Origin of the sequence: Pseudomonas sp. Colony2 (genome assembly GCF_019382755.1) — a bacterium.
In the GTDB taxonomy this organism is placed as follows: Bacteria; Pseudomonadota; Gammaproteobacteria; order Pseudomonadales; family Pseudomonadaceae; genus Aquipseudomonas.
Genome location: NZ_CP080030.1, coordinates 5,995,506 through 6,021,567, shown reverse-complemented (window position 1 = coordinate 6,021,567; position 26,062 = coordinate 5,995,506). Strand labels below are relative to the sequence as shown.

Annotated in this window: 23 protein-coding genes and 1 pseudogene; 11 read left to right on the top strand and 13 right to left on the bottom strand. The window is 62.8% G+C overall.

The annotated features are described in order from the left end of the window. Nucleotides 1-483 (top strand): N-acetyltransferase, encoded by a 483-nt coding sequence (locus JV201_RS24340; RefSeq protein ID WP_003216240.1) that lies wholly within the window; start codon nucleotides 1-3, stop codon nucleotides 481-483. A gap of 108 nt (nucleotides 484-591) precedes the next feature. After that, complete coding sequence (locus JV201_RS24335) at nucleotides 592-1,335, top strand: YkgJ family cysteine cluster protein (RefSeq protein ID WP_003216242.1); 744 nt, start codon at nucleotides 592-594, stop codon at nucleotides 1,333-1,335. A gap of 3 nt (nucleotides 1,336-1,338) precedes the next feature. Here the strand turns inward: JV201_RS24335 and JV201_RS24330 are convergent, their stop codons facing one another. The 4 genes and pseudogenes from JV201_RS24330 to JV201_RS24320 all read right to left on the bottom strand — a co-directional run bounded on the left by JV201_RS24330 (nucleotide 1,339) and on the right by JV201_RS24320 (nucleotide 4,224). Beyond that, entirely contained in the window at nucleotides 1,339-2,385 is a 1,047-nt protein-coding gene (locus JV201_RS24330; protein WP_371318530.1) for a methyl-accepting chemotaxis protein, read from the bottom strand. A 246-nt stretch (nucleotides 2,386-2,631) separates the two neighbouring features. Next, a pseudogene (locus tag JV201_RS30275) lies at nucleotides 2,632-2,913 on the bottom strand (PAS domain-containing protein); the annotation flags it as partial. Nucleotides 2,914-3,020: 107 nt separating this feature from the next. Beyond that, a complete protein-coding gene (locus JV201_RS24325; RefSeq protein WP_008434195.1) occupies nucleotides 3,021-3,812 on the bottom strand; it encodes a transporter substrate-binding domain-containing protein in 792 nt (263 codons plus the stop codon). A gap of 169 nt (nucleotides 3,813-3,981) precedes the next feature. Further along, the gene (locus JV201_RS24320; RefSeq protein WP_003216247.1) at nucleotides 3,982-4,224 is read right to left on the bottom strand and encodes a hypothetical protein; all 243 of its coding nucleotides are present in this window, start codon (nucleotides 4,222-4,224) and stop codon (nucleotides 3,982-3,984) included. Nucleotides 4,225-4,438: 214 nt separating this feature from the next. Between JV201_RS24320 and JV201_RS24315 the strand changes: the two genes are divergently transcribed. Genes JV201_RS24315 through JV201_RS24300 form a run of 4 tightly spaced genes read left to right on the top strand, consistent with a single transcriptional unit; the run spans nucleotide 4,439 to nucleotide 10,760 of the window. Next, nucleotides 4,439-5,605, top strand: coding sequence for an efflux RND transporter periplasmic adaptor subunit (locus tag JV201_RS24315; RefSeq protein WP_003216249.1), 1,167 nt, complete (start codon nucleotides 4,439-4,441; stop codon nucleotides 5,603-5,605). Next, complete coding sequence (locus tag JV201_RS24310; RefSeq protein ID WP_008434191.1) at nucleotides 5,602-8,697, top strand: multidrug efflux RND transporter permease subunit; 3,096 nt, start codon at nucleotides 5,602-5,604, stop codon at nucleotides 8,695-8,697. The genes JV201_RS24315 and JV201_RS24310 overlap by 4 nt, the downstream gene beginning before the upstream one ends. 31 nt (nucleotides 8,698-8,728) lie before the next feature. Continuing rightward, nucleotides 8,729-9,406 (top strand): heavy metal response regulator transcription factor, encoded by a 678-nt coding sequence (locus JV201_RS24305; protein WP_003216255.1) that lies wholly within the window; start codon nucleotides 8,729-8,731, stop codon nucleotides 9,404-9,406. Continuing rightward, nucleotides 9,396-10,760, top strand: coding sequence for a heavy metal sensor histidine kinase (locus JV201_RS24300; protein ID WP_003216256.1), 1,365 nt, complete (start codon nucleotides 9,396-9,398; stop codon nucleotides 10,758-10,760). The genes JV201_RS24305 and JV201_RS24300 overlap by 11 nt, the downstream gene beginning before the upstream one ends. Nucleotides 10,761-10,774: 14 nt before the next feature. Here the strand turns inward: JV201_RS24300 and JV201_RS24295 are convergent, their stop codons facing one another. Further along, on the bottom strand, nucleotides 10,775-11,743 hold the full coding sequence (locus tag JV201_RS24295) for a LysR family transcriptional regulator (RefSeq protein WP_003216257.1): 969 nt from the start codon (nucleotides 11,741-11,743) through the stop codon (nucleotides 10,775-10,777). 182 nt (nucleotides 11,744-11,925) lie between these two features. Between JV201_RS24295 and JV201_RS24290 the strand changes: the two genes are divergently transcribed. The 4 genes from JV201_RS24290 to JV201_RS24275 are packed head-to-tail and all read left to right on the top strand — an operon-like array spanning nucleotide 11,926 to nucleotide 16,692. Next, nucleotides 11,926-13,437, top strand: coding sequence for an efflux transporter outer membrane subunit (locus JV201_RS24290; RefSeq protein WP_219406137.1), 1,512 nt, complete (start codon nucleotides 11,926-11,928; stop codon nucleotides 13,435-13,437). A gap of 10 nt (nucleotides 13,438-13,447) precedes the next feature. Beyond that, nucleotides 13,448-15,631, top strand: coding sequence for an FUSC family protein (locus JV201_RS24285; protein ID WP_008434187.1), 2,184 nt, complete (start codon nucleotides 13,448-13,450; stop codon nucleotides 15,629-15,631). Beyond that, nucleotides 15,621-15,821 carry a DUF1656 domain-containing protein gene (locus JV201_RS24280; protein ID WP_003216262.1) on the top strand — a complete coding sequence of 67 codons (201 nt, stop codon included), beginning with the start codon at nucleotides 15,621-15,623 and terminating at the stop codon, nucleotides 15,819-15,821. Before JV201_RS24285 ends, JV201_RS24280 begins: the two co-directional genes overlap by 11 nt. A gap of 10 nt (nucleotides 15,822-15,831) precedes the next feature. Then, complete coding sequence (locus JV201_RS24275; RefSeq protein WP_177027781.1) at nucleotides 15,832-16,692, top strand: HlyD family secretion protein; 861 nt, start codon at nucleotides 15,832-15,834, stop codon at nucleotides 16,690-16,692. 102 nt (nucleotides 16,693-16,794) lie between these two features. Here the strand turns inward: JV201_RS24275 and JV201_RS24270 are convergent, their stop codons facing one another. Both JV201_RS24270 and JV201_RS24265 read right to left on the bottom strand, forming a co-directional pair. Next, entirely contained in the window at nucleotides 16,795-17,193 is a 399-nt protein-coding gene (locus tag JV201_RS24270) for a DUF4440 domain-containing protein (protein ID WP_102606053.1), read from the bottom strand. After that, nucleotides 17,190-18,380 (bottom strand): MFS transporter, encoded by a 1,191-nt coding sequence (locus tag JV201_RS24265; RefSeq protein WP_219406136.1) that lies wholly within the window; start codon nucleotides 18,378-18,380, stop codon nucleotides 17,190-17,192. The genes JV201_RS24270 and JV201_RS24265 overlap by 4 nt, the downstream gene beginning before the upstream one ends. Before the next feature lie 111 nt (nucleotides 18,381-18,491). On the opposite strand from JV201_RS24265, the gene JV201_RS24260 reads away from it, so the two are divergent. Continuing rightward, on the top strand, nucleotides 18,492-19,355 hold the full coding sequence (locus JV201_RS24260) for a LysR family transcriptional regulator (protein WP_003216270.1): 864 nt from the start codon (nucleotides 18,492-18,494) through the stop codon (nucleotides 19,353-19,355). A gap of 161 nt (nucleotides 19,356-19,516) precedes the next feature. Here JV201_RS24260 and JV201_RS24255 read toward each other — a convergent pair whose 3' ends face one another. The 6 genes from JV201_RS24255 to JV201_RS24230 all read right to left on the bottom strand — a co-directional run bounded on the left by JV201_RS24255 (nucleotide 19,517) and on the right by JV201_RS24230 (nucleotide 25,998). Further along, on the bottom strand, nucleotides 19,517-20,329 hold the full coding sequence (locus JV201_RS24255) for an SDR family oxidoreductase (RefSeq protein WP_177027778.1): 813 nt from the start codon (nucleotides 20,327-20,329) through the stop codon (nucleotides 19,517-19,519). A 20-nt stretch (nucleotides 20,330-20,349) separates the two neighbouring features. Continuing rightward, nucleotides 20,350-20,814 carry a multidrug transporter gene (locus tag JV201_RS24250; RefSeq protein ID WP_219406135.1) on the bottom strand — a complete coding sequence of 155 codons (465 nt, stop codon included), beginning with the start codon at nucleotides 20,812-20,814 and terminating at the stop codon, nucleotides 20,350-20,352. A 154-nt stretch (nucleotides 20,815-20,968) separates the two neighbouring features. Further along, entirely contained in the window at nucleotides 20,969-22,420 is a 1,452-nt protein-coding gene (locus JV201_RS24245) for a mannose-1-phosphate guanylyltransferase/mannose-6-phosphate isomerase (RefSeq protein WP_003216275.1), read from the bottom strand. 149 nt (nucleotides 22,421-22,569) lie between these two features. Next, nucleotides 22,570-23,217 carry an alginate O-acetyltransferase AlgF gene (locus tag JV201_RS24240; protein ID WP_219406134.1) on the bottom strand — a complete coding sequence of 216 codons (648 nt, stop codon included), beginning with the start codon at nucleotides 23,215-23,217 and terminating at the stop codon, nucleotides 22,570-22,572. A 16-nt stretch (nucleotides 23,218-23,233) separates the two neighbouring features. After that, nucleotides 23,234-24,421: an alginate O-acetyltransferase gene (locus JV201_RS24235; RefSeq protein ID WP_177040275.1), complete on the bottom strand. Its 1,188-nt coding sequence runs from the start codon at nucleotides 24,419-24,421 to the stop codon at nucleotides 23,234-23,236. Nucleotides 24,422-24,432: 11 nt separating this feature from the next. Beyond that, on the bottom strand, nucleotides 24,433-25,998 hold the full coding sequence (locus JV201_RS24230; RefSeq protein WP_087692834.1) for an MBOAT family protein: 1,566 nt from the start codon (nucleotides 25,996-25,998) through the stop codon (nucleotides 24,433-24,435). Nucleotides 25,999-26,062: the final 64 nt, after the last annotated feature.

Genomic DNA, 26,062 nt, shown 5'->3' with positions numbered 1-26,062 from the left:
ATGGGTGAATATTTCCAGCTGCTGCGCCGCGACCTCACCGGCAGCCTGCCCGCCCCGCAATGGCCGGCGGATATCCAGCTGGATCATTACCGCGAAGCCATGGCCCCGGCGATCCACGCGGTATTGAGCCTGGCCCAGGAACAAGGCGGCGGACGCGTCGGCTCCCTTGAGCACTGGCGCCAGCAGTTCGTTACCGATGCCGAGTTCGACCCAAAACTGTGCCTGGTGGCGAGTAACGCCAGCGGCATTCTGGGTGTGTCCCAATGCTGGACCAGCGCCTACATCAAGAACCTGGCCATTCACCCCTGTGCCCAGGGCATGGGGTTGGGCCGTGCGTTATTGCTGCACACCTTCCAGGTGTTCAAGCAACGCGGCGAAGCGTTTGTCGACCTCAAGGTGCTGGAGTCCAACTTGCGGGCACGGCGGCTGTATGAACGTGTGGGCATGGTGTTTGTGCTTCGCGACCTTGTCCCCGAGGACTGACGGCGCTGGCGCATAACTTGCTTTGCACAGAGGCAGAACGGTGAACAGAGGCAAAAACCCGCCACCGTTCATGAGTGCCTTCTGACCTTGCCTGGTGACAGATCCTCCATGAATACCCATTTTTCCTGCGTCGGTTGCGGCAAATGCTGCACCGACCACCATGTGCCCTTGACCCTCGAAGAAGCCCGCAGCTGGGCGGCTGACGGCGGTAATGTCATCGTGCTGGTGGAAGGTTTCCTGGGCAGTGGCCTGGGGCTGCCCGAGTTGCAACGTGACCACGCACAACGCCGTTCCGCCATCGTGCCCAGCGGCAATACCGAGGCGTATGTGGCAATCACCTTTGCCGCCTATAACGCCGGGCGCTGCCGGAATCTTGACGAAGACGACCGTTGCCGCATTTACGAGCGGCGGCCGTTGGTGTGCCGCATCTACCCGATGGAGATCAATCCGCACATCCCGTTGAACCCGGCAGCCAAGGACTGCCCGCCGGAATCCTGGGAGCAGGGGCCGGCGCTGATCGTGGGGGGCGAGTTGATGGACAAGGAGCTGGCCGAGTTGATCCGCCGCTCACGCCAGGCTGACCGCGATGATATCCAGGCCAAGGAAGCCGTGTGCGGGTTGCTGGGCATCCATACCACGGCGCTCAAGGGCGATGGGTTTACCGCGTACTTGCCCGACATGGGCCTGTTTGCCCAGGCGATCGAGTTGGCGACGCAAGAAGTCGTGCAGGCCAATGAGTGGGTGTTTCATGTGTCCGGGATGGACATTGCCGAGCAACTGCTGGATGCCGGCGCCCGGATTGCCACCGAGGTGCCGGCCAACTACGCCTTCATTTCATTGCGGGCGGCTTAAGCGCTAGCGGCGCTTGCCCCAGAATTCCTCCGCCAACCGCCGCAAGTCATCCGCTAGCCCCGCCACGTCCCCTGAGCTGAGCTGGCTCTGCTGGCCAGCGCTGACCGTCACTTCCCCGGCATTGCGAATGCCGATGATGTTGCGATTGATGTCTTCGCTCACCGCACTCTGTTCTTCCACCGCCGCCGCGATCTGCTGGCTCATGGCGGTAATTCGGGTCACTCGCTGGCTGATCCCATCCAGTGCGGCAGCGGCGCGCTGGGCCTGATCGACGCTGGCCTCCACATGCTGGCTGCTTTGCGCCATCGCCTGCACCGCATCCCGGGCGCCGCCTTGCAGGGTGCTGATCATGCGCTGGATCTCATTGGTCGAATCCTGCGTACGCTGGGCCAGGCCTCGTACCTCATCGGCCACCACAGCAAACCCGCGTCCTTGCTCCCCGGCCCGCGCCGCTTCGATGGCGGCATTCAGCGCCAGCAGGTTGGTCTGTTCGGCAATCGCCCGGATCACTTCCAGCACCCCGGAAATATCGCCGCTGTGGCTTTCCAGTTGATGGATCACTGCGGTGGCCCGCGCCAGTTCCTCGGACAAACGCAGCACCGCGTCGCGGCTTTCATCCACTCGTTGATGGCCCTCGCGGGTTTCGCTGCCGGCCTGGTCTGCGGCCCTGGACGCCTGCAACGCGTGCTCGGCGACTTGCGCCACGCTGGCGGCCATTTGATTGATCGCAGCGGCGACCTGATCCGTCTGGGTCTGTTGGCCGAGGCTGCTGGTGTGGCTGCTGTCCAGTTGTTGCACCAGCGCCGCGGCATGGCCGGACAGACGTTGCGATGCATCGCCAATCCGGCCGACCACCGCGCCCACCTGGGCCTCCAGCATCTGCATGGCAAACTCGATACGCCCGAACTCGTCCTTGCGCCCGGTGTAGATCCCCTGGCTCAGCGGGTTATCGGCAATCAGCCGTGCCCGCTGGTTCAACTGTGCCAGGGGCCGTAACAAGCCATGCACACCCGCTACCCCCACGGCGCAGGCCGCCGTTCCCGCCAGCAGTTGCCAGGTCAGCGAATAAGGCGCGAGCCCAAGGCCCAATGCCCAGGTTGTGGCGCAAGCCCCCAGGACCCATGCCGACAGCTTGAAGGTCATGCCCACCACGGGCCGTGCTCGCCGAGTGCCGGCACGCAGGCGGGCATAGGCCCGTTCGGCCCGATGCACCCGCCGTGCATCGGGCTTGGTGCGCACCGATTGATACTCCACCGTCACGCCGTCCCGGGTGACCGGCGTGGCATAGGCACTGACCCAATAGTGATCGCCGTTCTTGCAGCGATTTTTCACCATGCCCATCCACGAGCGACCGCTTTTCAATACCTGCCACATGTGCGCAAACGCCGCGGCCGGCATGTCCGGGTGACGCAGCAGGTTGTGCGGCGTGCCCAGCAGCTCCTCGCGGGTGTAGCCGCTGATATCGATGAAGTCCTGGTTGGCGTAGGTAATTGCGCTGGTCAGGTCGGTGGTCGAGAGGATATTGGCGTCGGGGGCAAAATCCACATTTCGACCGGTGACCGGCAGATTGATCTTCATGGAAAAGCGCGCTCGTGATTGTTGGAGGAGTCGGCAGGGCGTCGACTCTAAGCGCACCGGTTGGGCAAATACTGATCCAGCTCATGTTCCGCGCAATTAATTGGCCATTACGGTCTGGAGAGCGGCGCGTCCAGCCGGTAGGGCTCGATGATGCGTTGGTATTCGCCGCTCTGCTTCAGTTGCTCGAGGGCGTGATTGAGGGCGCTGCGCAAAGCGGTGTCGGGCTTGCGCAGTGCGATTGCCACGCCGTTACCCAGCAGTTCGGTGGAGACGTGAGGGCCGAGGAAGTCGAAAACCTGACCATCAGCGGTGTCGAGCAGCGCCTCACGGATTTCCACGGTACCTTGCAATGTTGCATCGATGTCGCCTGCCAGCAGGCTGCGGATCAACTCGTCATTGCGCCAGAATGCCTTGACGATGACCCCCTTGGGCGCCCACTTCGACAGGGCGAAGGCTTCGCGGTTGCTGCCCACCAGAACGCCCACGCGCTTGCCCTTCAGTGACCGTGGGGTCGGCTTCAACCCCGATGTCTTGCGGGCCACCAGGCGCGTGGTGATCGGATAAAGGTTATCGGTGAAATTCACCCGCTGGCGCCGTTTCAGTGTAGGGGCCATGCCCATGATCGCGTCGAATTGCCTGGCTTCAAGGGCGGGGAAGTTTTCCACAAGGACCTGGTCGACCCAGGTACACCGCACATTGAGCTGTATGCACAGGGCATTGCCCAGCTCGATGTTCAGCCCTGCAAGCTGGCCATGTTGATTGCGGCTTTGGAAGGGTGGAAATTGCGCAGCAACGGCGAAACGAATTTCATGCCGTGGTTGACCGCTGGCCGCAGTGGTGGAGAAAACGCTGGCCATCAGCGACAACAACAGCACGACACAGGTGCGTATCAGAACCACAGGGGACGTCCTTTTCCAGAAAACCAGCTTTACCACGTCCAGCCCCGAGCGAAAGAGTCGGGGCAAGCGGGTGTCATGCAAGCTTTCAAGAATTGGCCGCAGGCCTACAAGGCGAAACGTCAGTAACTGTTGTAGGCATAAATCTCCATTACGGAGGATTTATTACCGGTCAGCGCTTGCCCATCGAGCGACGGGTGCCGGGAGGCGCCATGCCCGGGCTCTTGGTGTGGCCGTTCTTGGCGCCGTTTTTGTACCACGGCTGGCTGGCGTTTTTCGCCCCGGCCAGTTCGCCCGGCTTGAACGGAAACTTGAACGCCGGGATCTCGGCCTTGGTTTCGCCTTCGACGCTGTCAGGGTTGGCCTGTTGGTCGATGTCGACCGCTTCAACAGCGGGTTGTGTCGGGGAATTCATGGAAGCTCCGGGGAGTACTGAAAATGACGCGGGCCCGACTTGCAGGCCACACCGCCGCGCAGTATACCTGCGCGCCTCGGATCTTTAACCACTGCTCGTACGAATGGTCGGACTTTACTGACGGCGCTGTCAGTTAGCAGTCACTTTGCTGACCCGGTTGGCGGGCTATAAAGAGCCTTCATTCTTCCGATCCTTTGCCCTGGCGCCTCACCCCATGCACATTCAACGAAAACCTGCCTTGATCGTGGGCGTCCTTGTGGTACTGGCCGTAGTTGCCTGGGTGGTGACCCGCCCGGCCAAGACCAAACTGACCGCATCGTCGGCGATCCCGGTGCGGGTGATCAGCGTCAAACAGCAGGACATCCCGCGGTTTGTCAGCGGCATCGGCTCGGTGCTGTCGTTGCACAGTGTGGTGATTCGCCCGCAGATCGACGGCATCCTTACCAAATTGCTGGTCAAGGAAGGTCAACTGGTGAAGGCCGGCGACCTGCTGGCGACCATTGATGACCGCTCGATCCGCGCCAGCCTGGACCAGGCCAAGGCGCAACTCGGGGAAAGCCAGGCGCAACTGCAAGTCGCGCTGGTCAACCTCAAGCGCTACAAGGAACTGAGCATCGACGACGGCGTGTCCAAGCAGACCTATGACCAGCAACAAGCCCTGGTCAACCAGCTCAAGGCCACGGCCCAAGGCAACCAGGCCGCGATTGATTCGGCGCAGGTGCAGCTTTCGTACACCCAGATTCGCTCGCCGGTTACCGGTCGCGTCGGGATTCGCACAGTGGATGAAGGCAACTTCCTGCGCATGAGCGACACCCAGGGCTTGTTCTCCGTGACCCAGATCGACCCGATTGCCGTCGAGTTCTCCCTGCCGCAACAGATGCTTCCGACCCTGCAAGGCCTGATCGCCGCGCAACTGCCCGCCGACGTCAACGCCTACATGGGCGCCGACACCGACGGCCAGACCGGCGACCTGCTGGGGGAGGGCCGCCTGAGCCTGATCGACAACCAGATCAGCGGCACCACCGGCACCATCCGCGCCAAGGCCGAGTTCAGCAACGGCGCTCAGAAACTCTGGCCGGGGCAGTTGGTGACGATCCGCATCCAGACCGCCCTGCACAAGAATGCCCTGGTGGTGCCGCCTACCGTGGTGCAACGCGGCCTGGATTCGCACTTCGTGTACCGGCTCAAGGGTGACAAGGTAGAGGTGGTGCCGGTGCAGGTGCTGTACCAGAACAGCGACATGAACATCCTCCAGGGTGTGCAGGCCGGCGATGTGCTGGTCAGCGACGGCCAGTCACGGCTCAAGGCGGGCGCCCAGGTCGATGTGCTCAAGGAGCCGCCGCAGGTGATCCAGACCGTTGATGCCAAGGTGCAGCCATGAGTGGCAGTCGTTCGCCGTCGGCCTGGTGCGTCGACCACCCGGTCGCCACCTTGCTGCTGACCTTCGCTTTGGTATTGCTCGGGATGATTGCCTTTCCACGCCTGGCCATCGCCCCACTGCCGGAAGCGGAATTTCCGACGATCCAGGTCAGTGCCACGCTGCCCGGCGCCAGCCCGGACACCATGGCTTCATCCGTGGCAACGCCGCTGGAGGTGCAATTCAGCGCCATCCCCGGCATGACCCAGATGACCTCCAGCAGTGCCTTGGGCTCCAGCCTGCTGACCCTGCAATTCACCCTCACCAAGAGCATCGACACCGCCGCCCAGGAAGTGCAGGCGGCGATCAACACCGCGTCCGGCAAACTGCCCAGCGACATGCCTAGCCTGCCGACCTGGAAGAAGGTCAACCCGGCGGACAGCCCGGTGCTGATCCTCAGCGTCAGCTCCGACAGCATGCCCAGCACCGAGCTGAGCGACTACGTGGAAACCCTGCTGGCCCGGCAGATCAGCCAGATCGACGGGGTCGGCCAGATCAACATTACCGGCCAGCAACGCCCGGCCATCCGGGTGCAGGCGTCGGCCGATAAACTCGCGGCCATCGGCCTGACCCTGGCGGACGTGCGCCTGGCGATCCAGCAATCGAGCCTGAACCTGGCCAAGGGCGCGATCTACGGCGAGAACAGCGTGTCGACCCTCTCGACCAACGACCAGTTGTTCCACCCCGAGGATTACGCCCAACTGATCGTGTCCTACAAGGACGGGGCACCTGTACAGCTGCGGGATATCGCCAAAGTCATCAACGGCTCGGAAAACGCCTACGTGCAGGCCTGGTCCGGCGACACCCCAGGCGTCAACCTGGTGATCTCCCGCCAGCCCGGCGCGAATATCGTCGAGACCGTGGACCGCATTCAAGCCGAACTGCCGCGCCTGCAAGCCATGCTGCCGGCCTCGGTGCAGGTCAGCGTGTTGACCGACCGCACCAAGACCATCCGCGCGTCCCTGCATGAAGTGGAAGTGACCCTGCTGATCGCCATCCTGCTGGTGGTGGCGGTGATGGCGCTGTTCCTGCGCCAGCTGTCGGCCACGTTGATCGTGTCCAGCGTGCTCGGCGTGTCGCTGGTAGCCAGTTTTGCCCTGATGTACCTGATGGGCTTCAGCCTGAACAACCTGACCCTGGTGGCGATCGTGATCGCCGTGGGGTTTGTGGTGGACGATGCGATCGTGGTGGTGGAGAACATTCACCGCCACCTGGAAGCGGGCCTCGACAAGCGCGAAGCCGCGATCAAGGGCGCGGGTGAAATCGGTTTTACCGTGGTCTCCATCAGCTTCTCGCTGGTGGCGGCGTTTATCCCGCTGCTGTTCATGGGCGGTGTCGTGGGGCGGTTGTTCAAGGAGTTTGCCTTGACAGCCACCTCGACCATCCTGATTTCGGTGGTGGTCTCGCTGACCCTGGCGCCGACCCTGGCCGCATTGTTCATGCGCGCACCAACCCATCATGCCCACGACAAACCCGGTTTCAGCGAACGCCTGCTGGCCGGCTATGCGCGCAATCTGCGCCGCGCCCTGGCCCATCAACGCACCATGGCCGCGATCTTCATGGTGACCCTGGCCCTGGCCGTGGTCGGCTACGTGTTTATCCCCAAGGGTTTCTTTCCGGTACAAGACACCGGCTTCGTCCTCGGCACCAGCGAAGCGGCGGCCGACGTGTCGTTCCCGGACATGGTCGCCAAGCACAAGGCAATCGCCGAGATCGTCAAGGATGACCCGGCGGTGGAAGCGTTCTCCCATTCGGTGGGCGTGACCGGCAGCAACCAGACCATCGCCAACGGCCGGTTCTGGATTGCCTTGAAAGATCGCGGGGATCGCGACGTGTCGGCCAGCCAGTTTATCGACCGGATCCGCCCGAAACTGGCGAAAGTGCCGGGCATCGTCCTGTACCTGCGGGCCGGCCAGGACATCAACTTGAGCTCCGGCCCCAGCCGCGCCCAGTACCAGTACGTGCTCAAGAGCAATGACGGCCCGACCCTGAATACCTGGACCCAGCGCCTCACCGAAAAACTGCGGGCCAACCCGGCGTTCCGCGACCTGTCCAACGACTTGCAACTGGGCGGCAGCATCACCCACATCAGCATCGACCGTCAGGCCGCCGCGCGGTTTGGCCTCACCGCCACCGATGTGGACCAGGCGCTGTACGACGCCTTCGGCCAGCGCCAGATCAACGAGTTCCAGACCGAGATCAACCAGTACCAGGTGGTGCTGGAACTGGACACCCAGCAACGCGGCAAGGCCGAAAGCCTGAACTACTTCTACCTGCGCTCGCCGCTGACCAACGAGATGGTGCCGCTGTCGGCGGTGGCCAAGGTCGACCCGCCCACCGTCGGGCCCTTGTCCATCAGCCATGACGGCATGTTCCCGGCGGCCAACCTGTCGTTCAACCTGGCACCCGGCGTCGCGTTGGGCGATGCGGTGATCCTGCTCAACCAGGCGAAGAATGAAATCGGCATGCCGACCACTATCATCGGCAACTTCCAGGGCGCGGCCCAGGCGTTCCAGAGTTCATTGGCCAGCCAGCCCTGGCTGATCCTCGCGGCACTGGTGGCGGTCTACATTATCCTGGGTGTGCTGTACGAGAGCTTCGTGCACCCGCTGACGATCATCTCCACCTTGCCATCGGCGGGGTTGGGGGCGCTGATCATGTTGTCACTGATGGGCCAGGACTTTTCGATCATGGCGTTGATCGGCCTGGTGCTGCTGATCGGGATCGTGAAGAAGAACGGTATCCTGATGATCGACTTCGCCCTGGACGCCCAGCGCGTACGCGGCCTGCCGCCCGAGGAAGCGATTTATGAGGCGTGTGTCACGCGGTTCCGGCCGATCATCATGACCACCCTGGCTGCCCTGCTGGGTGCGGTGCCGCTGATGCTGGGCTCCGGCCCCGGCGCGGAAATGCGCCAGCCGCTGGGTATCGCTGTGGTGGGCGGGTTGCTGGTGAGCCAGGCGCTGACGCTGTTCACCACACCGGTCATATACTTGTACCTCGAGAAGTTTTTCCACAGACCCAAACCAGCTCCCCAGCTGGCAATCACACACTGAGGCTGAGGCCCCGTCCTGGAACAAAAGGCTCATGCGTGTACTGATTATTGAAGACGAAGAAAAAACCGCCGACTACCTGCACCGCGGCCTGACGGAGCAAGGCTATACCGTCGACGTCGCCCGTGAAGGCGTCGAAGGGTTGCACCTGGCCCTGGAGAACGATTACGCGGTCATCGTGCTCGACGTGATGCTGCCCGGCCTGGATGGCTTTGGCGTATTGCGCGCGCTGCGGGCGCGCAAGCAGACGCCGGTGATCATGCTCACCGCCCGCGAGCGCGTGGAAGACCGTATTCGCGGCCTGCGCGAAGGCGCGGATGATTACCTCGGCAAGCCGTTCTCGTTCCTCGAACTGGTGGCGCGCCTGCAAGCGCTGACCCGTCGCAGCGGCGGGCATGAGCCGGTGCAGGTGACCATCGCCGACCTGTGGATCGACCTGATCAGCCGCAAGGCCAGTCGCAATGGCGTTCGCCTGGACCTGACCGCCAAGGAGTTCTCGCTGCTCAGCGTATTGGCCCGGCGCCAGGGTGAAATCCTGTCCAAGACCTCGATTGCGGAAATGGTCTGGGACATCAATTTCGACAGTGACGCCAATGTGGTGGAAGTAGCGATCAAACGCCTGCGGGCCAAGCTCGACGGGCCGTTCGAACAGAAACTGCTGCACACCATCCGTGGCATGGGTTACGTGCTGGAGAACCGCAGTGTCGGCTAACTCCATCGCCCTGCGCCTGAGCGGCATGTTCACCCTGGTGGCGCTGCTGATCTTCCTGTTGATCGGCGGCGCGCTGTACCAGCAGGTGGACAAAGGCCTGGGCCTGCTGCCCGGGGCCGAGCTGGATGCGCGCTACAGCGTGCTGGAGTCTTCGGTCAATCGCTTCGGTACGCCGGACCATTGGGCGAAGATCACCGCCAAGCTCAAGTTGTTGGGAGAGGAAGACAAGCGCATTCGCTTCTGGGTGGTGAGCAGCGACCCGACCTACGAATACGGCAACCCGGACGCGCAGATTCGCGCCTTCGCCGCCGGCCCGACCGGCAAGCGCGACTTGCGCCTGCCGGGCCATGCCTACCCGTTCAAAGTATTGGTCAGCCAGTTTCCAGCCAAGGAGCAGCGCCCGCCGCTGCGTTTCCTGATCGCGGTCGACACCGAGAACTTCCGCGCCACCCAGCATCAACTGCTGGTGGCGCTGATCGGCCTGGCGTTTGTCGGCGTGCTGCTGGCCTCGCTGCTGGGGTTCTGGGTGGCGCGCATCGGTCTCAAGCCGCTGATCAAGCTGTCGGACGAGGCGCAGAAACTTGCACCGCCGAAACTCTCCGGGCGCCTGCAATTGTCGCCATTGCCGCCGGAGCTGAAGCAGTTCGTCAACTCCTTCAACTCGACCCTCGACCGGGTGGAACAGGCCTATTCGCGCCTGGAGTCATTCAACGCCGATGTGGCCCATGAGCTGCGCTCGCCGCTGACCAACCTGATCGGCCAGACCCAGGTGGCGCTGACCCGTGGGCGTTCGGCCGAGCATTATTTCGAGGTGCTGCAATCGAACCTCGAAGAGCTGGAACGGCTGCGCTCGATCATCAATGACATGCTGTTCCTGGCCAGTGCAGACCAGGGCAGCAAGGCCACCAAGCTGATCACCAGTTCGCTGGCGGATGAAGTGGCGACCACCCTGGATTACCTGGACTTTATCCTCGAGGACGCCCAGGTGCAGGTGCGTGTGACCGGCGATGCCCAGGTGCAGATCGAGAAGGCGCACTTGCGCCGGGCGTTGATCAACCTGTTGAGCAATGCGGTGCAGCATACGGCGCCTGGCCAGGTGATCGAGGTGAAGATCGAAGTGCTGGAGGACCACGTGGCGATCGGGGTGACCAACCCGGGCGATGAGATTGCCAGCGAGCACCTGCCCCGGTTGTTCGAGCGGTTCTATCGGGTGGACGCGTCCCGCAGCAATAGTGGGGCGAATCACGGGTTGGGACTGGCGATCGTCAAGGCGATCGCGTTGATGCACGGCGGAGATGTGTTTGTGCGCAGCGAGGGCGGCGGCAACACCTTTGGCATTACGCTGCCGGTGTAGCGCCTGCCCCCCCCTCAGTTACTCAGTCGTACCCCGCCCAAACTGCCACTTAGCTCATAGGCCGCCAGTTCCGCCTGATGCGCGGCCATGATTTCCGGCAGGGAGCTGCGCAGGTATTCCACCCACGTCTTGATCTTCGCATCCAGGTATTGGCGCGACGGGTAGATGGCGTACAGGTTGAGCTCCTGGGAGCGGTAGTTGGGCATCACCCGCACCAGGGTGCCGTTGCGCAGCCCTTCAATCGCCGCATACACCGGCAACAGGCCAACGCCCATGCCGCTGGTGATCGCGGTCTTCATCGCATCCGCCGAGTTCACCAGGAACGGTGAGCTGTTGATCGCCACACTTTCCTGGCCTTCAGGGCCATTGAACGACCATTTATCCAGCTGAATCACCGGGCTGACCAGGCGCAGGCACGCGTGGTTGAGCAGGTCGCTGGGCCGTTGCGCGCAGCCGTTGGCCTTGACGTAGGCCGGCGAGGCACAGGCGATGCTGTAAGTTATCCCCAGGCGCTGCGAGACAAACCCCGAATCCGGCAACTCGCTGGCGAGCACGATGGACACGTCGTAACCCTCATCCAGCAGGTCCGGCACGCGGTTGGCCATGGTCAGGTCAAAGGTCACGTCCGGGTGGGTGCGGCGGTAGCGGGCAATCGCATCGATCACGAAGTGCTGGCCGATGCCGGTCATGGTGTGCACTTTCAGCTGCCCGGCGGGGCGGGCGTGGGCGTCGCTGGCTTCGGCTTCCGCTTCCTCGACATACGCCAGGATCTGCTCGCAACGCAGCAAATAGCGCTTGCCGGCCTCGGTCAGGGCGATGCGGCGGGTGGTGCGGTTGAGCAAACGGGTTTGCAGATGGGCCTCAAGGTTGGAGACCGCGCGCGAGACGTTGGCCGTGGTGGTATCCAGTTGCACGGCGGCGGCGGTGAAGCTGCCGGCTTCGGCCACACAACTGAAGGCGCGCATGTTTTGCAAGGTGTCCATTAAGGTGCTCTCAGGGGAGATGGCAAATTGTGACACGAAGTTGCAGGATCCAGTGATCCCTACGAACGGATTATCGCCTGAACGGTAACAAAGATTCACAAGAATCCCACCTTATCGCCATCCGGCCCGCCCCTTAGAATTGCGCCACCTTCCCCGCAACACCCTCTCAGGAATTCGCAGCAGTGCCGCGTCGCATCAGCAGAGAGCTGAAGACTCTCAGTGTTTGGGCCTTATCGTTAGCAATCAGCGGCTGCATCGGAACCGGAGGAATCGCCCCTCAAGGCCAGTCACTCGTCGCCAATACATTGGCCACCGACGAAGCGATCAAAAGCGCCGCCCAGGACGCCCACTGGCCCACCGCGCAATGGTGGCAAGCCTACGGCGACCCGCAACTCAACCACTGGATCGACCTCGCCGTGCAAGGCAGCCCGAGCATGGCCATGGCCGCTGCACGTGTGCGTGAAGCCCGGGCCATGGCCGGGATCGCCGAGTCGGCCGAGTCGTTGCAGATCAATGGCGACGCCGCGCTCAAGCGCCATAACTGGCCGAGCGACCAATTCTACGGCCCAGGCGCGCTAGACAATTCCACCACCTGGGACAACAACGCGTCCCTGGGCTTGAGCTATGCCCTCGACCTCTGGGGCCGCGAAAGCAACGCCACCGAGCGCGCCGTGGACATGGCCCACATGAGCGCCGCCGAAGCGCGCCAGGCGCAGCTCGAATTGCAGAACAACGTGGTGCGCGCCTATATCCAGCTGTCGTTGCACTTCGCCCAGCGCGATATCGTGGCCGCCACCCTGGCCCAGCAACAACAGATTCTCGACCTTGCGCAAAAGCGTTTGAATGGTGGGATCGGCACCCACTTCGAAGTCAGCCAGGCTGAGACGCCGCTGCCGGAAACCCATCGGCAGCTGGACGCCCTGGATGAACAGATCGCCCTGAGTCGCAACCAGTTGGCCGCGCTGGCGGGCAAAGGGCCGGGGGCGGGCGCGCAGTTGCAGCGGCCCACCTTGTCCCTGGCCGCGCCGCTGAAACTGCCGTCGAGCTTGCCCGCCGAACTGCTCGGCCAGCGCCCGGACGTGGTCGCCAGCCGCTGGCAAGTGGCGGCCCAGGCCCGTGGCATTGATGTGGCCCACGCCGGTTTCTACCCCAACGTCGACCTGGTGGGCAGCCTCGGCTACGTCGCCACCGGCGGCGGAATGCTGAGTTTCCTGACCGGCAAGAAACTCAACTACACCGCCGGCCCTGCCATCAGCCTGCCGATCTTCGACGGTGGCCGCCTGCGCTCGCAACTGGGTGAAGCCAGCGCCGGCTACGACATCGCCGTCGCGCACTACAACCAGACCCTGGTCAACGCGCTCAAGGGCATCAGCGACCAGTTGATCCGCCGCGAGTCGATGGACAAGCAGCAAGCCTTCGCCGCCGAATCCGTGGCCTCGGCGCAGAAAACCTATGACATCGCGATGATCGCCTACCAGCGCGGCCTCACCGACTACCTCAACGTGCTGAATGCCCAGAGCCTGTTGTTCCGCCAGCAGCAGGTGCAGCAGCAGGTCCAGGCTGCACGCCTGAGTGCCCACGCCGAACTGGTGACCGCGTTGGGCGGTGGCCTCGGTGCCGGCAGCGATGTGCCTCAGGACAGCCAGACCTTACCGAGCAAGACCCCGGCGGCCCTCGCCGTGTTTGATCACTGAGTAGGATGCGATGACTCCCTTGCCTGCACCGCTGCGCTGGTTGCACTCGCTTGAGTGGCGCCGTGGTTTCTTCGATTGGGCACGCAGTGATGGCGTGACCTGGGTCTATATCTTCAAGGTGCTGATCGCGGCCTTCCTGACGCTGTGGCTGGCGATGCGCCTGGAATTGCCGCAACCGCGTACCGCGATGATCACCGTCTTTATCGTGATGCAACCGCAAAGCGGCCAGGTGTTCGCCAAGAGTTTCTACCGCTTCCTGGGCACCCTGGCGGGCTCGGCGGTGATGGTGTTCCTGATCGCGTTGTTTGCGCAGAACACTGAACTGTTCCTCGGTTCGCTGGCGATCTGGGTCGGCATCTGCACTGCTGGCGCGACCCGCAATCGCAACTTTCGCGCCTACGGTTTTGTGCTGGCCGGCTACACCGCGGCGATGGTTGGCTTGCCGGCCCTGGCCCATCCCGACGGCGCGTTTATGGCGGCGGTGTGGCGAGTCCTGGAAATCTCGTTGGGGATTGTCTGCTCCACGCTGGTCAGCGCCGCGATCCTGCCGCAAACCTCCAGCGCTGCGATGCGCAACGCCCTGTACCAGCGCTTCGGTGTGTTCGCGCTGTTCGTCACCGACGGCCTGCGCGGTCGCAGCGAGCGCGAAGGCTTTGAACGCAGCAACGTGCGCTTTATCGCCGAAGCCGTGGGCCTGGAAGGGCTGCGCAGCATCACCGTGTTCGAAGACCCGCACATGCGTCGGCGCAATGGCCGGCTGACGCGCTTGAACAGCGAGTTCATGGGCATCACCACGCGCTTCAACGCCTTGCACCAATTGCTCGAGCGCCTGCGCAGCCAGGAGGCCGATCACGTGGTGGCTGCGATCAAGCCGGGCCTGCAAGACCTGGCGGAACTGCTCGACGGTTTCTCCGGCCGTGCGCTCACCAGCCCCGATGCGGCGCGCCTGGCCAATCAGTTGAACGCCTACAAGGAAGGCCTGCCCGCCAAGGTGCGCAGCCTGCGCACCCGCTTCCAGGAAAGCGCCCCCAGCGACGCCGAACTGTTGGACTTTCACACCGCCTATGAGCTGCTGTACCGCTTCGTCGACGACTTGCACAACTACGCCCAGACCCATGCATCCCTGGCGGATCACAGCCACGAGCGCGAACACTGGGACGAACCCTACACCCCAAAAACCAACTGGCTGGCCTGCGCCGCCTCGGGGATTCGCGCCTCGTTTATCCTGATCGTGCTCGGCAGTTACTGGGTGGCCACGGCCTGGCCCAGTGGCGCCACCATGACCCTGATCGCCGCGGCGACGGTGGGTTTGTCGGCCGCCACCCCCAACCCCAAGCGCATGGCCTTTCAAATGGCTTGCGGTACCTTGATCGGGGCGCTGGTGGGCTTTGTCGAAATGTTCTTCGTGTTTCCCTGGATCGACGGTTTCCCGTTGCTGTGCGTGATGCTCGCGCCGGTGATCATCTTCGGTTCGTTCCTGGCTTCACGCCCGCAGTACGCGGGAGTCGGCGTCGGGTTGCTGATCTTCTTCAGCACCGGCTCGGTGCCGGACAACCTCACGATCTACAACCCCTACACCTTCATCAACGACTACATCGCCATGGTCATCGGCATGCTGGTGTGTGCGGCGGCGGGCGCGATCATCCTGCCGCCCAACAGCCGCTGGTTGTGGCGTCGGCTGGAGCAGGACTTGCGCGAGCAAGTGGTGTTCGCCATCAGCGGCAAACTCAAGGGCCTGGCGTCGGGTTTCGAAAGCCGCACCCGCGACCTGCTGCACCAGGCCTACGGCTTTGCCGCCGGGCAACCCCAGGTGCAACGCAACCTGCTGCGCTGGATGTTCGTGGTGCTGGAAGTCGGCCACGCGATCATCGAGTTGCGCAAGGAACAGGCGATCCTGCCGGTGCACCCGGCGTATGCCGAGTCCCAGCCGTGGCGCCAGGCGATCCGGGTGATGGGCCGTTCGTTGGTGCGGCTGTTCCTGCAACCCAGCGCCAGCAACCTGGAGCGCAGCCTGATCGCCGTGGACCACGCCATCAGCCGCGTGCAGGCCACCGACGAACCGTTCGCCCCGCACTTCGACACCTCGGCCCTGCGCCGGGTGAAAAGCTACCTGCACTTTATCCGCACCTCATTGCTGGACCCGCAATCACCCCTGGCTGCCCTCAAGCCCGAAGGACCCGCCCATGCCTCGTGAAATCGCCTTCCACGGCGTCTACATGCCCACCATGACCCTGATGTTTCTGATCGCGGCGGGCCTGGCCTGGGCCCTCGACCGGTTTCTGGCCGGCTTTGACCTGTACCGTTTTTTCTGGCACCCGGCGCTGCTGCGCCTGAGCCTGTTCGCTTGCTTGTTCGGCGCCCTGGCGCTGACCGTCTACCGTTGAGAATGCCCCGATGAAAAAGTTTTTCAGCCTGCTCGCGACCTTGCTGGTACTGGCCCTGGCGATCTGGATTGGCCGCACGTTGTGGGTGCACTACATGGAAACTCCCTGGACCCGCGATGGCCGGGTGCGCGCCGACATCATCAACGTCGCCGCCGACGTCACCGGCGAAGTGGTCAACGTTCCGGTGCGTGACAACCAGTTGGTGAAAAAGGGCGACCTGCTGATGCAGATCGACCCCGAGCATTACCAGATTGCGGTCAAGCAGGCGCAATCCCTGGTGGCTTCCCGCAAGGCCACCTGGGAGATGCGCAAGGTCAACGCCCACCGCCGCGCCGACCTCGACGCCCTGGTGATCTCCAAGGAAAACCGCGACGACGCCAGCAATATCGCCGACTCGGCCCTGGCGGATTACCAGCATGCGCTGGCGCAACTGGAAGCGGCCGAACTCAACCTCAAGCGCACCCAGGTGGTGGCGGCGGTGGACGGCTACGTCACCAACCTCAACGTGCACCGCGGCGACTATGCACGCATCGGCGAGGCGAAGATGGCGGTGGTGGATATGAACTCGTTCTGGGTGTACGGCTTCTTCGAAGAAACCAAGCTGCCCCACGTCAAAGTCGGGGACAAGGCCGACATGCAGTTGATGAGCGGCGAAACCCTCAAGGGCCACGTGGAAAGCATTTCGCGCGGCATCTACGACCGGGACAACCCGGAGAGCCGCGAGTTGATCGCCGATGTGAACCCGACGTTCAACTGGGTGCGCCTGGCCCAGCGGGTGCCGGTGCGGATTCATATCGATGAAGTGCCGGAAGGTGTGCTGTTGGCGGCGGGGATCACCTGCACCGTGATCGTCAACCAAACACAGAACTGAATGTGGGAGCGGGCTTGCTCGCGAAGGCAGTGTGTCAGTCAACGAAAATATCGACTGATCCACCGCATTCGCGAGCAAGCCCGCTCCCACATTTTTACCGTGTCAGGCCTGTAGAAACGTCTCGTGCAAATGGCGCCACAGCAGGGCGCCACTGGCCTGCTTTTCAAACACCACGGTCGATCGCCGATCGGTTTGGGCACCGCTGCCATCCACCTGCTGTTCGCGATAACTTACCGTCGCGCCACGGGCGTGTCGGTCAATCCCGGCAAACTCGCTGAGGCTGATCCTGAACCCGGGCCGCTTGCCGCCAGCCTGGCTGAACAGCTGGTTGAGCAGTGCAAAATCCAGTTGTTTGCCCGCCGGGGTGATCATGGAAAAGTCCGGCGAAAAACGCTTCAGCAAAACCTCCAGTGTTCCCTCGGGGGCTGTGCCGGCAAACCATTGTTCGATCTCGACATGGGCCTGGATCACTTCATCAAAAAAATCGCGGTAGTCAATCATCGTGTGGGCTCGCTGGCAGGGTGAAGCAGTGTCCGTACCTTGGACGCATCCAGGCACAGTACGGCAAATAACGGAAACAGGGTCAAGGCTGCGGCAATCGCGAAGGTGACGGTGAACGAGTCCAGCGCAGCCAGCACCCCACTGAGCACGGCGGCACCGAGGCAAAAACTCAATTGCCGATTGATGTTCCACAAGGCGCTGGCATGCCCCATGCGCTCGGCCGGAATGTCGAGAAAGGCCAGGGTTTGCGCGGTGCTGCTGCACAGGCTGCCACCCAGGCCCATCAGGAGGAAGGCGAGCACCACGACAACCGGGTGCGGCTCGATCAGCAACAGGATGCCGAGGGCTTGCAGCAGCATGCCCGCCAGCAGCAGCGGCCTCGGCCCGCAGCGATTGAACAGTTTTTTGCTCAAGGCAATCGCCAGCCCCGAGGCCAGCGCCCACGGCAGCATCAGCGCGCCGATGAGGCTGGCGGTAAAGCCAAGACCGTGCAGATAAAGAATCGCCACCAGGCTGGTGCCGATAAACACCCCCGGGATGAACAGGTAAACCAGCATCGCGACCCGCAGCATCGGGCGGCGAGCCTGGCCCAATACGTGACCGAGCTCCAGCGCCGGGCGTGTGGACGCGGGCGTGTCTGCCACCAGCCAGCGCAAGGTCAGCATCACGGTGATCAGCGCCAGCGGCAGGTTGGCGAAAAAGATCCAGCGCCACGACACGCTGTCCACCACCAGGCCGCCCAATGCTGGCGACAACGCCGGAATCAGCAGCGCCACCAGCATGACCCTGGCTGTCAGTTGGCTGCGTTCTGCCGGCGGAAAATGCCGATAGGCCAAGGCTTGCCCCACCGGAATCAACAAGCCGCCACCCAAGCCCTGCAACAGGCGCCAGCCGATCAGCGCTTCAATCGAGGCGGCCTGGCCCACCAGCACCGAGGCTACGCCGAACAGCAACAGGCTGACGGCAATCAACCGGCGCTCACCCAGCAGCGCCGCCAGCCAAACACTCAGGGGAATGACGACGGTCAGGCCGAGCATGTAGGCGTTGCCGATCCATGCCAGTTGCGTGACCGAGGCGTGCAACTCGCGGGCGATGTCCGGGTAAGCGATGGTGGCGACAAACATGTTCACCAGGTCGAGGGCGAAGCCCAGTAGAAAGATCCAGGTGACTTTCGAGCGATAGGTCATTGCGCGGTTCCTGCTGTGGATGGCGGCAGGGTAGGCGGGTGCGGGCACTTGGGAAACAGCGGTTTGACTGTTAGTTTGTCAAAAATATTTTGACAAAGGAGCGCGTGGCATATGGTCAGCCTGGATCGTTTCGACACCTTCAAGGCCGTGGTCGAGGCCGGATCGTTGACGGCAGCCGCTGATGTCCTCGGGCAGACGCGAGCGGTGGTGAGCTTCAACCTCAAGCGCCTGGAAGCCGAGCTGGGCGTGACCCTGCTGACCCGCAGTACTCGGCAACTGGCACTGACCGATGCGGGCGAACGCTTTTACCTGCGCTGCACGCGCATGCTGGAAGAAGCGCGCCTGGCGGTGGAAGAAGCCCGTTCGGAGCACAGCCAGCTCAAGGGCACATTGCGGATCACCACCACCGTCGAATACGGATTGGCGGTGGTGGTGCCGGCAGTGGAAACCTTTCGCGGCCTGCACCCGGAATTGAACATCCAGTTATCCACCTCCTCCAGCCACGCCGACCTGATCTCCGAGCGCTTCGATGTGGCTATTCGATTGGGGCGGATGCTCGACTCCAATCATCGGGCGGTGCAGCTGTCGAGCTACGAAATCCTCGCCGTGGCTGCACCGGGGTTTGCCGGGGTCGCCACGCTGGAAGAACTGGAGCAACTGCCCAAGCTGGGGCACGGGCGGCTGACGGAGTTGACGGTGCTCGACCCGGCCGGCCATGAGCACCTGTACCGTCCAGGCCCCGGCAAGGCTTCACTGGTTGCCGACAGTGCCGCGATTCTCCAGGCGTTTGCCGTGCGCGGGCATGGCGTGGCGATCCTGCCCCAGTGGCTGGTGCAGGAAGACCTGGATGCGGGGCGTTTGGTGCGGTTGCTGCCGGGGTATCGATTTGCGCCGCAGGGGGTGTACGCGTTGTACCCGGATACCCGGCATTTGCCCCTGAAAGTGCGGGCCTTCATTGATTTCATGAAAGGCTGATCAGCCGAGAAACCGTGTGGCGAGGGCGCTTGCTCCCGCTGGGGGGCGAAGCACCCCTGAAAAGGTCAGCGCATTCTTTCAGGAAACTTGGATGGGTGGTTTTGGGGCTGCTGCGCAGCCCAGCGGGAGCAAGCTCCCTCGCCACGGGGAGGCGGGGGCTCTTAGAGCTGGCCGCTCAGGCCAAAGCGTTTTTTCAAGACAGTCTCCAGCAAGCCCTTGGGCAACAGCGCCGCCATCCACGGCAGTGCCCGGCAACCATTACCCGAGCGCAACAGGCGCGGCGGCGTGCCCTGTTGCACGGCCTTGAGCACGTCTGCCGCAAACTGGCTGGCGGGCGTAGGCCGATCCTGGGAGGCCTTGGCCCGGGCGCGGATGCTTTCGCGCAGTGGCCACCAGGGCGACTTTTCATTGATCAACAGTTCGGCCTGGGTGCCGGCGTTTTTTGCAAAACTTGTATCGATGGCGCCTGGCTGCACTTCCATCACCCGCACGTCAAACGGTGCGAGCTCCATGCGCAACGCATCACTCAAGGCATGCACTGCGGCTTTCGAGGCGCAATACGCACCGGCGAACGGTGTGACCAACACGCCGGACACGCTGCCGATATTCACCACCAACCCTTTACGGCGACGCAGGGCCGGGAACAGCGCCTGAGTCACGCCGACCACTGAGAATACGTTGGTCTCGAATTGCTGCTGCATCGCCTGGGTGCCGCCGTCGAGCAACGGACCCATGGCGCCATAGCCGGCGTTGTTGATCAGCACATCCAGCTCGCCCACCTGCCCGGCCAACTGCGCCAGTGCAGCGCTGTCGTTGACGTCCAGTTGCACCGCGTTAAAGCCGGCGCTGGCAAGTGCCGCCACATCCTCGCTGCGCCGGGCGCTGGCCCACACGTCAAAGCCGGCTTGCTTGAAGGCGTCCGCCAGGGCACGGCCAATGCCACTGGAGCACCCGGTGATCAGTACGTTGGGCATGGATCAGTCCTTTGTTGTTATCAGTCAGAGAAGCTGCCTTGCAAATGCTCGGCACGAAATTCCAGGGTTTGCGGGCGGTAGCCGGGGCGCAGCGGCGGCACTGGCAGGCAGTCTTCCCAGGTGGCGCCGGCCTGCAGTTCGCCGGGGCCGCGATAGCGCGGGGCAGCGTACACGTTGTCTGACAGGTTGACCGTATCGCCCGGCGCATACGCGGCGATGCGCCAACGCAGTTCGGTCAGCGGTACGTTGTTGCCGTTGTTCAAGGTGAGCTTGAGCGGGCGGTCTGCGGGGCATTCTTTCGGCGCGTAGACGGTACGCAGTTCCAGGCGTGCCAATTGCTGGGCCTCGCGGTTGTCCAGCCACACCACCCATACCGCCACCAGGCCCAGGCCGACGGCGGCCGCGAGGGAAACCGGCAACGCCCTGGCGGGGTAGCGCAGCAAGAGGATCAGCCAGGTGATAATCAGCAAGACACCAAAGAACATGGCAACAACCTCGAAAACGGAACGGGCATCCTAACCAAGCGTAGGTGGAGTTGACCATCTTCGGGTTCCCCGGCCCCAAAGAAAAAGCCCCCGGCCCACCGGCTGCGGATAGGGGACGCAGTCGGTGGGGCGGGGGCTTGTTGTGCTGCTCTGTTTACTGCGCGATGGTTTTCACCGAAACGCCACGCTCGATTGGCGTGGATCGACCGTAGATATCTTCAAAGCGTTCGATATCGTCTTCACCCAGGTAGCTGCCGGACTGCACCTCGATAATCTCCAATGGAATCTTGCCCGGGTTACGCAAACGGTGCACCGAGGCAATCGGGATGTAGGTGGACTGGTTTTCGGTGAGCAGGAACACGTTCTCGTCACAGGTGACTTCGGCGGTGCCGCTGACCACGATCCAGTGTTCGGCGCGGTGGTGGTGCATCTGCAACGACAGGCACGCGCCCGGTTTCACCGAGATGTGCTTGACCTGGAAGCGCCCGCCCATATCCACCGAGTCGTACGAGCCCCATGGACGGTACACCTCGCAGTGGTTCTGGGTTTCGCTGCGGCCCTGCTCGTTGAGGGTGTTGACCATCTGCTTGACGCCCTGGACCTTGTCCTTGTGGGCAATCATCATCGCGTCCTTGGTTTCCACCACCACGATGTTTTCCAGGCCAATCACCGACACCAGCTTGCCGTTGCCGTGGATCATGCAGTTCTTGCTGTCCTGGATCACCACGTCGCCCTTGCTGACGTTACCGTTGGCGTCTTTTTCATTCACGTCCCACAGCGATGCCCAGCAACCCACGTCGCTCCAGCCGGCAGTCAACGGCACCACGCAGGCCAGTTGGGTTTTTTCCATCACGGCGTAGTCGATGGAGTTGTCCGGGCAGCAGGCGAAGGTGGATTCGTCGATGTCGATGGTGTCGGCGGTTTGGTTGCTGCGTTCCAGGGTCAGCAGGCAGGTGTCGTAGATGTCCGGGTCGTGTTTTTTCAGCTCTTCGAGGAAGCGGCTGGCACGGAACAGGAACATGCCGCTGTTCCAGAAATAACCACCGCTCTTGACGAATTCGGCGGCGCGTTTTTCATCGGGTTTTTCCACGAACTGTTGCACGCGGCTGACGCCTTCGGGCAGCAGCGAATCGTTGGTCGACTTGATATAGCCGTAGCCGGTCTCCGGACGGGTGGCCGGCACACCGAACAGCACCATTTCGCCACGCTCAGCCGCCACAGTGGCCAGGGCCAGGGCGCGTTGCAGGGCTTTCTGGTCATCCAGCACATGGTCGGCGGGCAGCACCAGCATCAGCTCGTCGCGGCCTTCGTTGACCAGCATCATCGCCGTCAGGGCCACGGCCGGCGCGGTATTGCGGCCGAACGGCTCCATCAGGATGCGCTGGGTTTCCAGTTTGCGGGCAGCCAGTTGCTCGTTGACGATAAAGCGGTGGTCCTTGTTGCACACCACGATGGGCGCGTCCATGCCGTCGAACACCAGGCGCTCCAGGGTTTGCTGGAACAAGGTGTGCTCGCCGGTCAGGGCCAGGAACTGCTTGGGAAACTGTTTACGCGAAAGCGGCCAAAGACGTGAGCCGCTACCACCGGAAAGGATTACTGGGATCATGGTGTTTCTCCTTGAATCAAATTTGGTTAGAGCCTGTGGGAGCGGGGCTTGCCCGCGATGGCATCACCTCGGTGTACCTGATACACCGAGTTGTCCGCATCGCAGGCAAGCCAGCTCCCACAGGGGGCAGCGTCAATCTGAAAATCTAATCAGCGGGTCGACACAGGGCGTTTCACCCACACTGGCGACAGGTTGGCGCCGGTGCCGGTGACGTACAGCACTGCGGCCTCACCGCGTTCCAGAGCTACCGGCTTCACGTCGCCGACTTTTTTATCGCCTTCATACAGCGCCAGGCTGACCTTCACCGGGTTGATCTCGCGCTCGCCACGGCCCTTGGCGGCCACGGCCTGGACCACGTCGGTCTTGCCATCGGCGGTTTTCAGGGTCAGCGACTTGTCACTGAGGTTCTGCACGCGCACCAGGGATTTCTGCTTGTTCTTGAACGGCGGTTCTTCGATCAGTTGCGGTTGGCCGCCGCCGCTGCTGACCAGGGTGTAGTAGTGGTCGGCGGCGAGCTTGACCGGCAGGGTCTGGCTGCCGACCTTGGCGCTGTAGTCACCGCCCGGCATGAAGCTGAAGTCACTGCTGGCCAGCGGTGCAACCTCGTTGAGGTTGGTGCTGCCGACGGTGGCGCTGACTTCCTGGTTGCTGGCGTTGTACACCCGCACAAAGCTCGAGCCTTTTGGCGCGACGGGACCGTAGAGGGCGGCGTCGCCACCGGCGAAGGCGGACATCGAAACAACGCTCATGCCGGCGACGAGGGCAAAAGTTTTTGCGAGGTGAGTAGTGAAAGTCATGTGAGTTACCTCTCTTTCAGTTTTGCGCCCGGTCGGGCGTCTCGGAGTTCATGTTTTTAACGGTGGGGGTGTTGATAGCCATGTTCTGTTGGCGCATACCGGCTTGTTTGAGCTGCGCAACCCACTGCGGGTCGGCATCACCGATTTCGTTGTTCACAGGCAGATAACGCTCGGGAAACTCCCAGATCAGCACCTGTGGCGGGCTGTTCTTGAAGTCGTCGCTTTTCAGGTAGCTGAGCATCGGCAGGATCGGGCCGTGGCCGTCTTCGGAGTAGTTGATGACGTCGCTGCCCAGGGCTTGCTTCAGCGCGCCGACAAAGTTCCAGTTCGGGTTGGCGCTGTAACTGGTGCCCACCAGGGCCACCGGGGTTTCACTGTCGGTGAACAGCGCATCGTCGCCTTTGGTTTCAGCCAGGTGCGTCACGCGTTTTTGCAGTGGCTCCTTGGGCGGCATCAGGTTTTCGAACAGAGGGTCCAGCGGCAGGAACAGGCGCAGGTCGCCCTTGTGTGGCTCGGTCTTCTCGGCTTCGGTGACAAAGCGTTGAGGCTCGCCGCTCAGGGGCGTTTTGTTGGCAATTGTCTTGGCCAATTCTTTGGCCGCCACTTCAGCGCCGTCCGGGGTCCAGTGGGTGTCGGTGCGCAGGAACACTTGTTGGCCGTGCAGCTTGGCCTGTTGCAGCGGACCCATCAGGTCAGGGGCGACGATCTTGTCGGCGGCCATGCGGGCATGGAAGTCCTGGTACAGACCGGCGCGGATGCTCGCCGGCTGCACTTCACCCAGGTGTTCCGGGTACAGCCGCACCTTGGCTGGCACGATCGCCATCACCAGTTGGATACCCTGGGCCTTGAGCTTCTGGCGCACGCCTTCCACCAAGGCGTAGTTGCCTTGCAGGTTCTGGTCTTCGTTGACGATGGGGTTGAATTCCTCGTCGCTGTACAACCAGTGGTCGCGGCCAATCACCACGCCAGGGCGGCCTTCGTTGAACAGCTTGTAGTCCAGCGCTGCCCAGAGGTTGGTGCCCAGGCGCTTGATCGGGAACTGGTCGTCGTAGTGGGTCTCGACGGCCTTGGTCCAGCGGCCGTTGAGCACGGTGGCGTCGGCGTTGGTGGTGAAGCCCAGGAAACTGCGCATCGACCAGGCGCCCAACGCCAGCAGCACGGCGAGGAACAAGGCAATGTAGAGGACGCGTAATGAACGGGTCATGGTCGGCTCCCTCAGAACTGGAAGTAAAGGAACGGCGAGAAGCTCTGCGCCGAAAGTTTGAGAATCGACGCCACGAACAGCAGCAGTACTGCGGCGCGCATGGCGTAGCGTGGCCAGGTGGCGCTCCAGTAGGCCGGTTGCACGGTGGCCTCGGTGCCCACGGTGTAGCCGGGCTCATGGATGCTGCCCGGGTTGTCGCCCGGTACGGCCTTGATCAAGCCCGGTTGCGCAGTCGCCGGGCCGTCGGCCTGGGTGTTCACCGCAGGCTTGGTTTTTTCCGGTGGGCGGTTGCTGTAGAAGTCCCGCAGGCCGAAGAACGCCAGGGTTGCGTACGCCACCACCAGGGTTGCCACTTGCAGGCCGGTGAGGCTGGCGCGGTTGAGTTCCGACAGCGACCACTCGCCGAAGCTGAACATCGCGCCGTACATACGGCCGGCGACGTGCAGGTTTTCCGAGCGGAAGATCACCCAGCCCATCACCACCAGCAGGAAGGTGAAGGCCCAGCGCACAACGTTGAAACTGCGCGGTGCGGTGTTGAGGCCGATGGCTTTTTCAATCGCCAGCCACATGCCGTGCCAGGCGCCCCACACGATGTAGGTGATGTTCGCACCGTGCCACAGGCCACCGAGGAGCATGGTCAGGAACAGGTTGCGGTAGGTGGTCAGCGTGCCTTTACGGTTGCCGCCCAGGGTGATGTACAGGTAGTCACGCAGCCAGGTGGACAGGCTGATGTGCCAGCGCCGCCAGAACTCGGTGATCGACTGGCTGATGTACGGCTGCTTGAAGTTTTCCATGAAGCGAAAACCCATCATCAAGCCCAGGCCGATGGCCATGTCGCTGTAGCCGGAGAAGTCGAAGTACAGCTGCGCGGTGTACGCCAGTGCGCCGAGCCAGGCGTCACCCGTCGTAGGGTTTTGCAGGGCGAAGCAATGATCGGCGACCACCGCCAGGGTGTCGGCGATAAACACCTTCTTGATGAAACCCTGCATGAACCGCGTGCAGCCCTCGGAGAATTTATCGAGGGTGTGGGTGCGGTTGTTGAACTGGTCGGCCAGGTCGCGAAAGCGCAACACCGGGCCGGCAATCAGGTGCGGGAAGATCGCCACGAACGCCGCAAAGTCGATCAGGTTGCGGGTGGCCGGGGTGTCGCCGCGGTACACGTCGATGATGTAGCTGATGGACTCGAAGATGTAGAACGAGATCCCGATCGGCAACAGCACGTGGGTCAGGATGAAAGGCTCAAGGCCGGCCGACTTCATCATCAGGTTGATGCTGTCGACACCGAAGTTGGCGTACTTGAAGTAGCCGAGGATGCACAGATCGACCGCCACGCCCAGCAGCAGCCAGCGCTGGGCCGGCCTGGTGCGCACGCCTGCCGCACCGACCTTGAGGCCGATCCAGTAGTTCCACAGCGTCACGGCGGCGAACAGCGCCAGGAAGTCCACTCGCCACCAGGCGTAGAACACATAACTGGCAACCAGCAGCAGCAGATTGCGATAGCGTTGCCCGCTCAGGTAGTACAAGCCGAGGAAGATCGGCAAGAACAGGAACAGGAACACATTGGACGAGAAAACCATCCCGATCTCTCCATGTTTAACCAACAGTCAAGGGCCAACGGCCCCCCCAAACCCCCCACCGAAA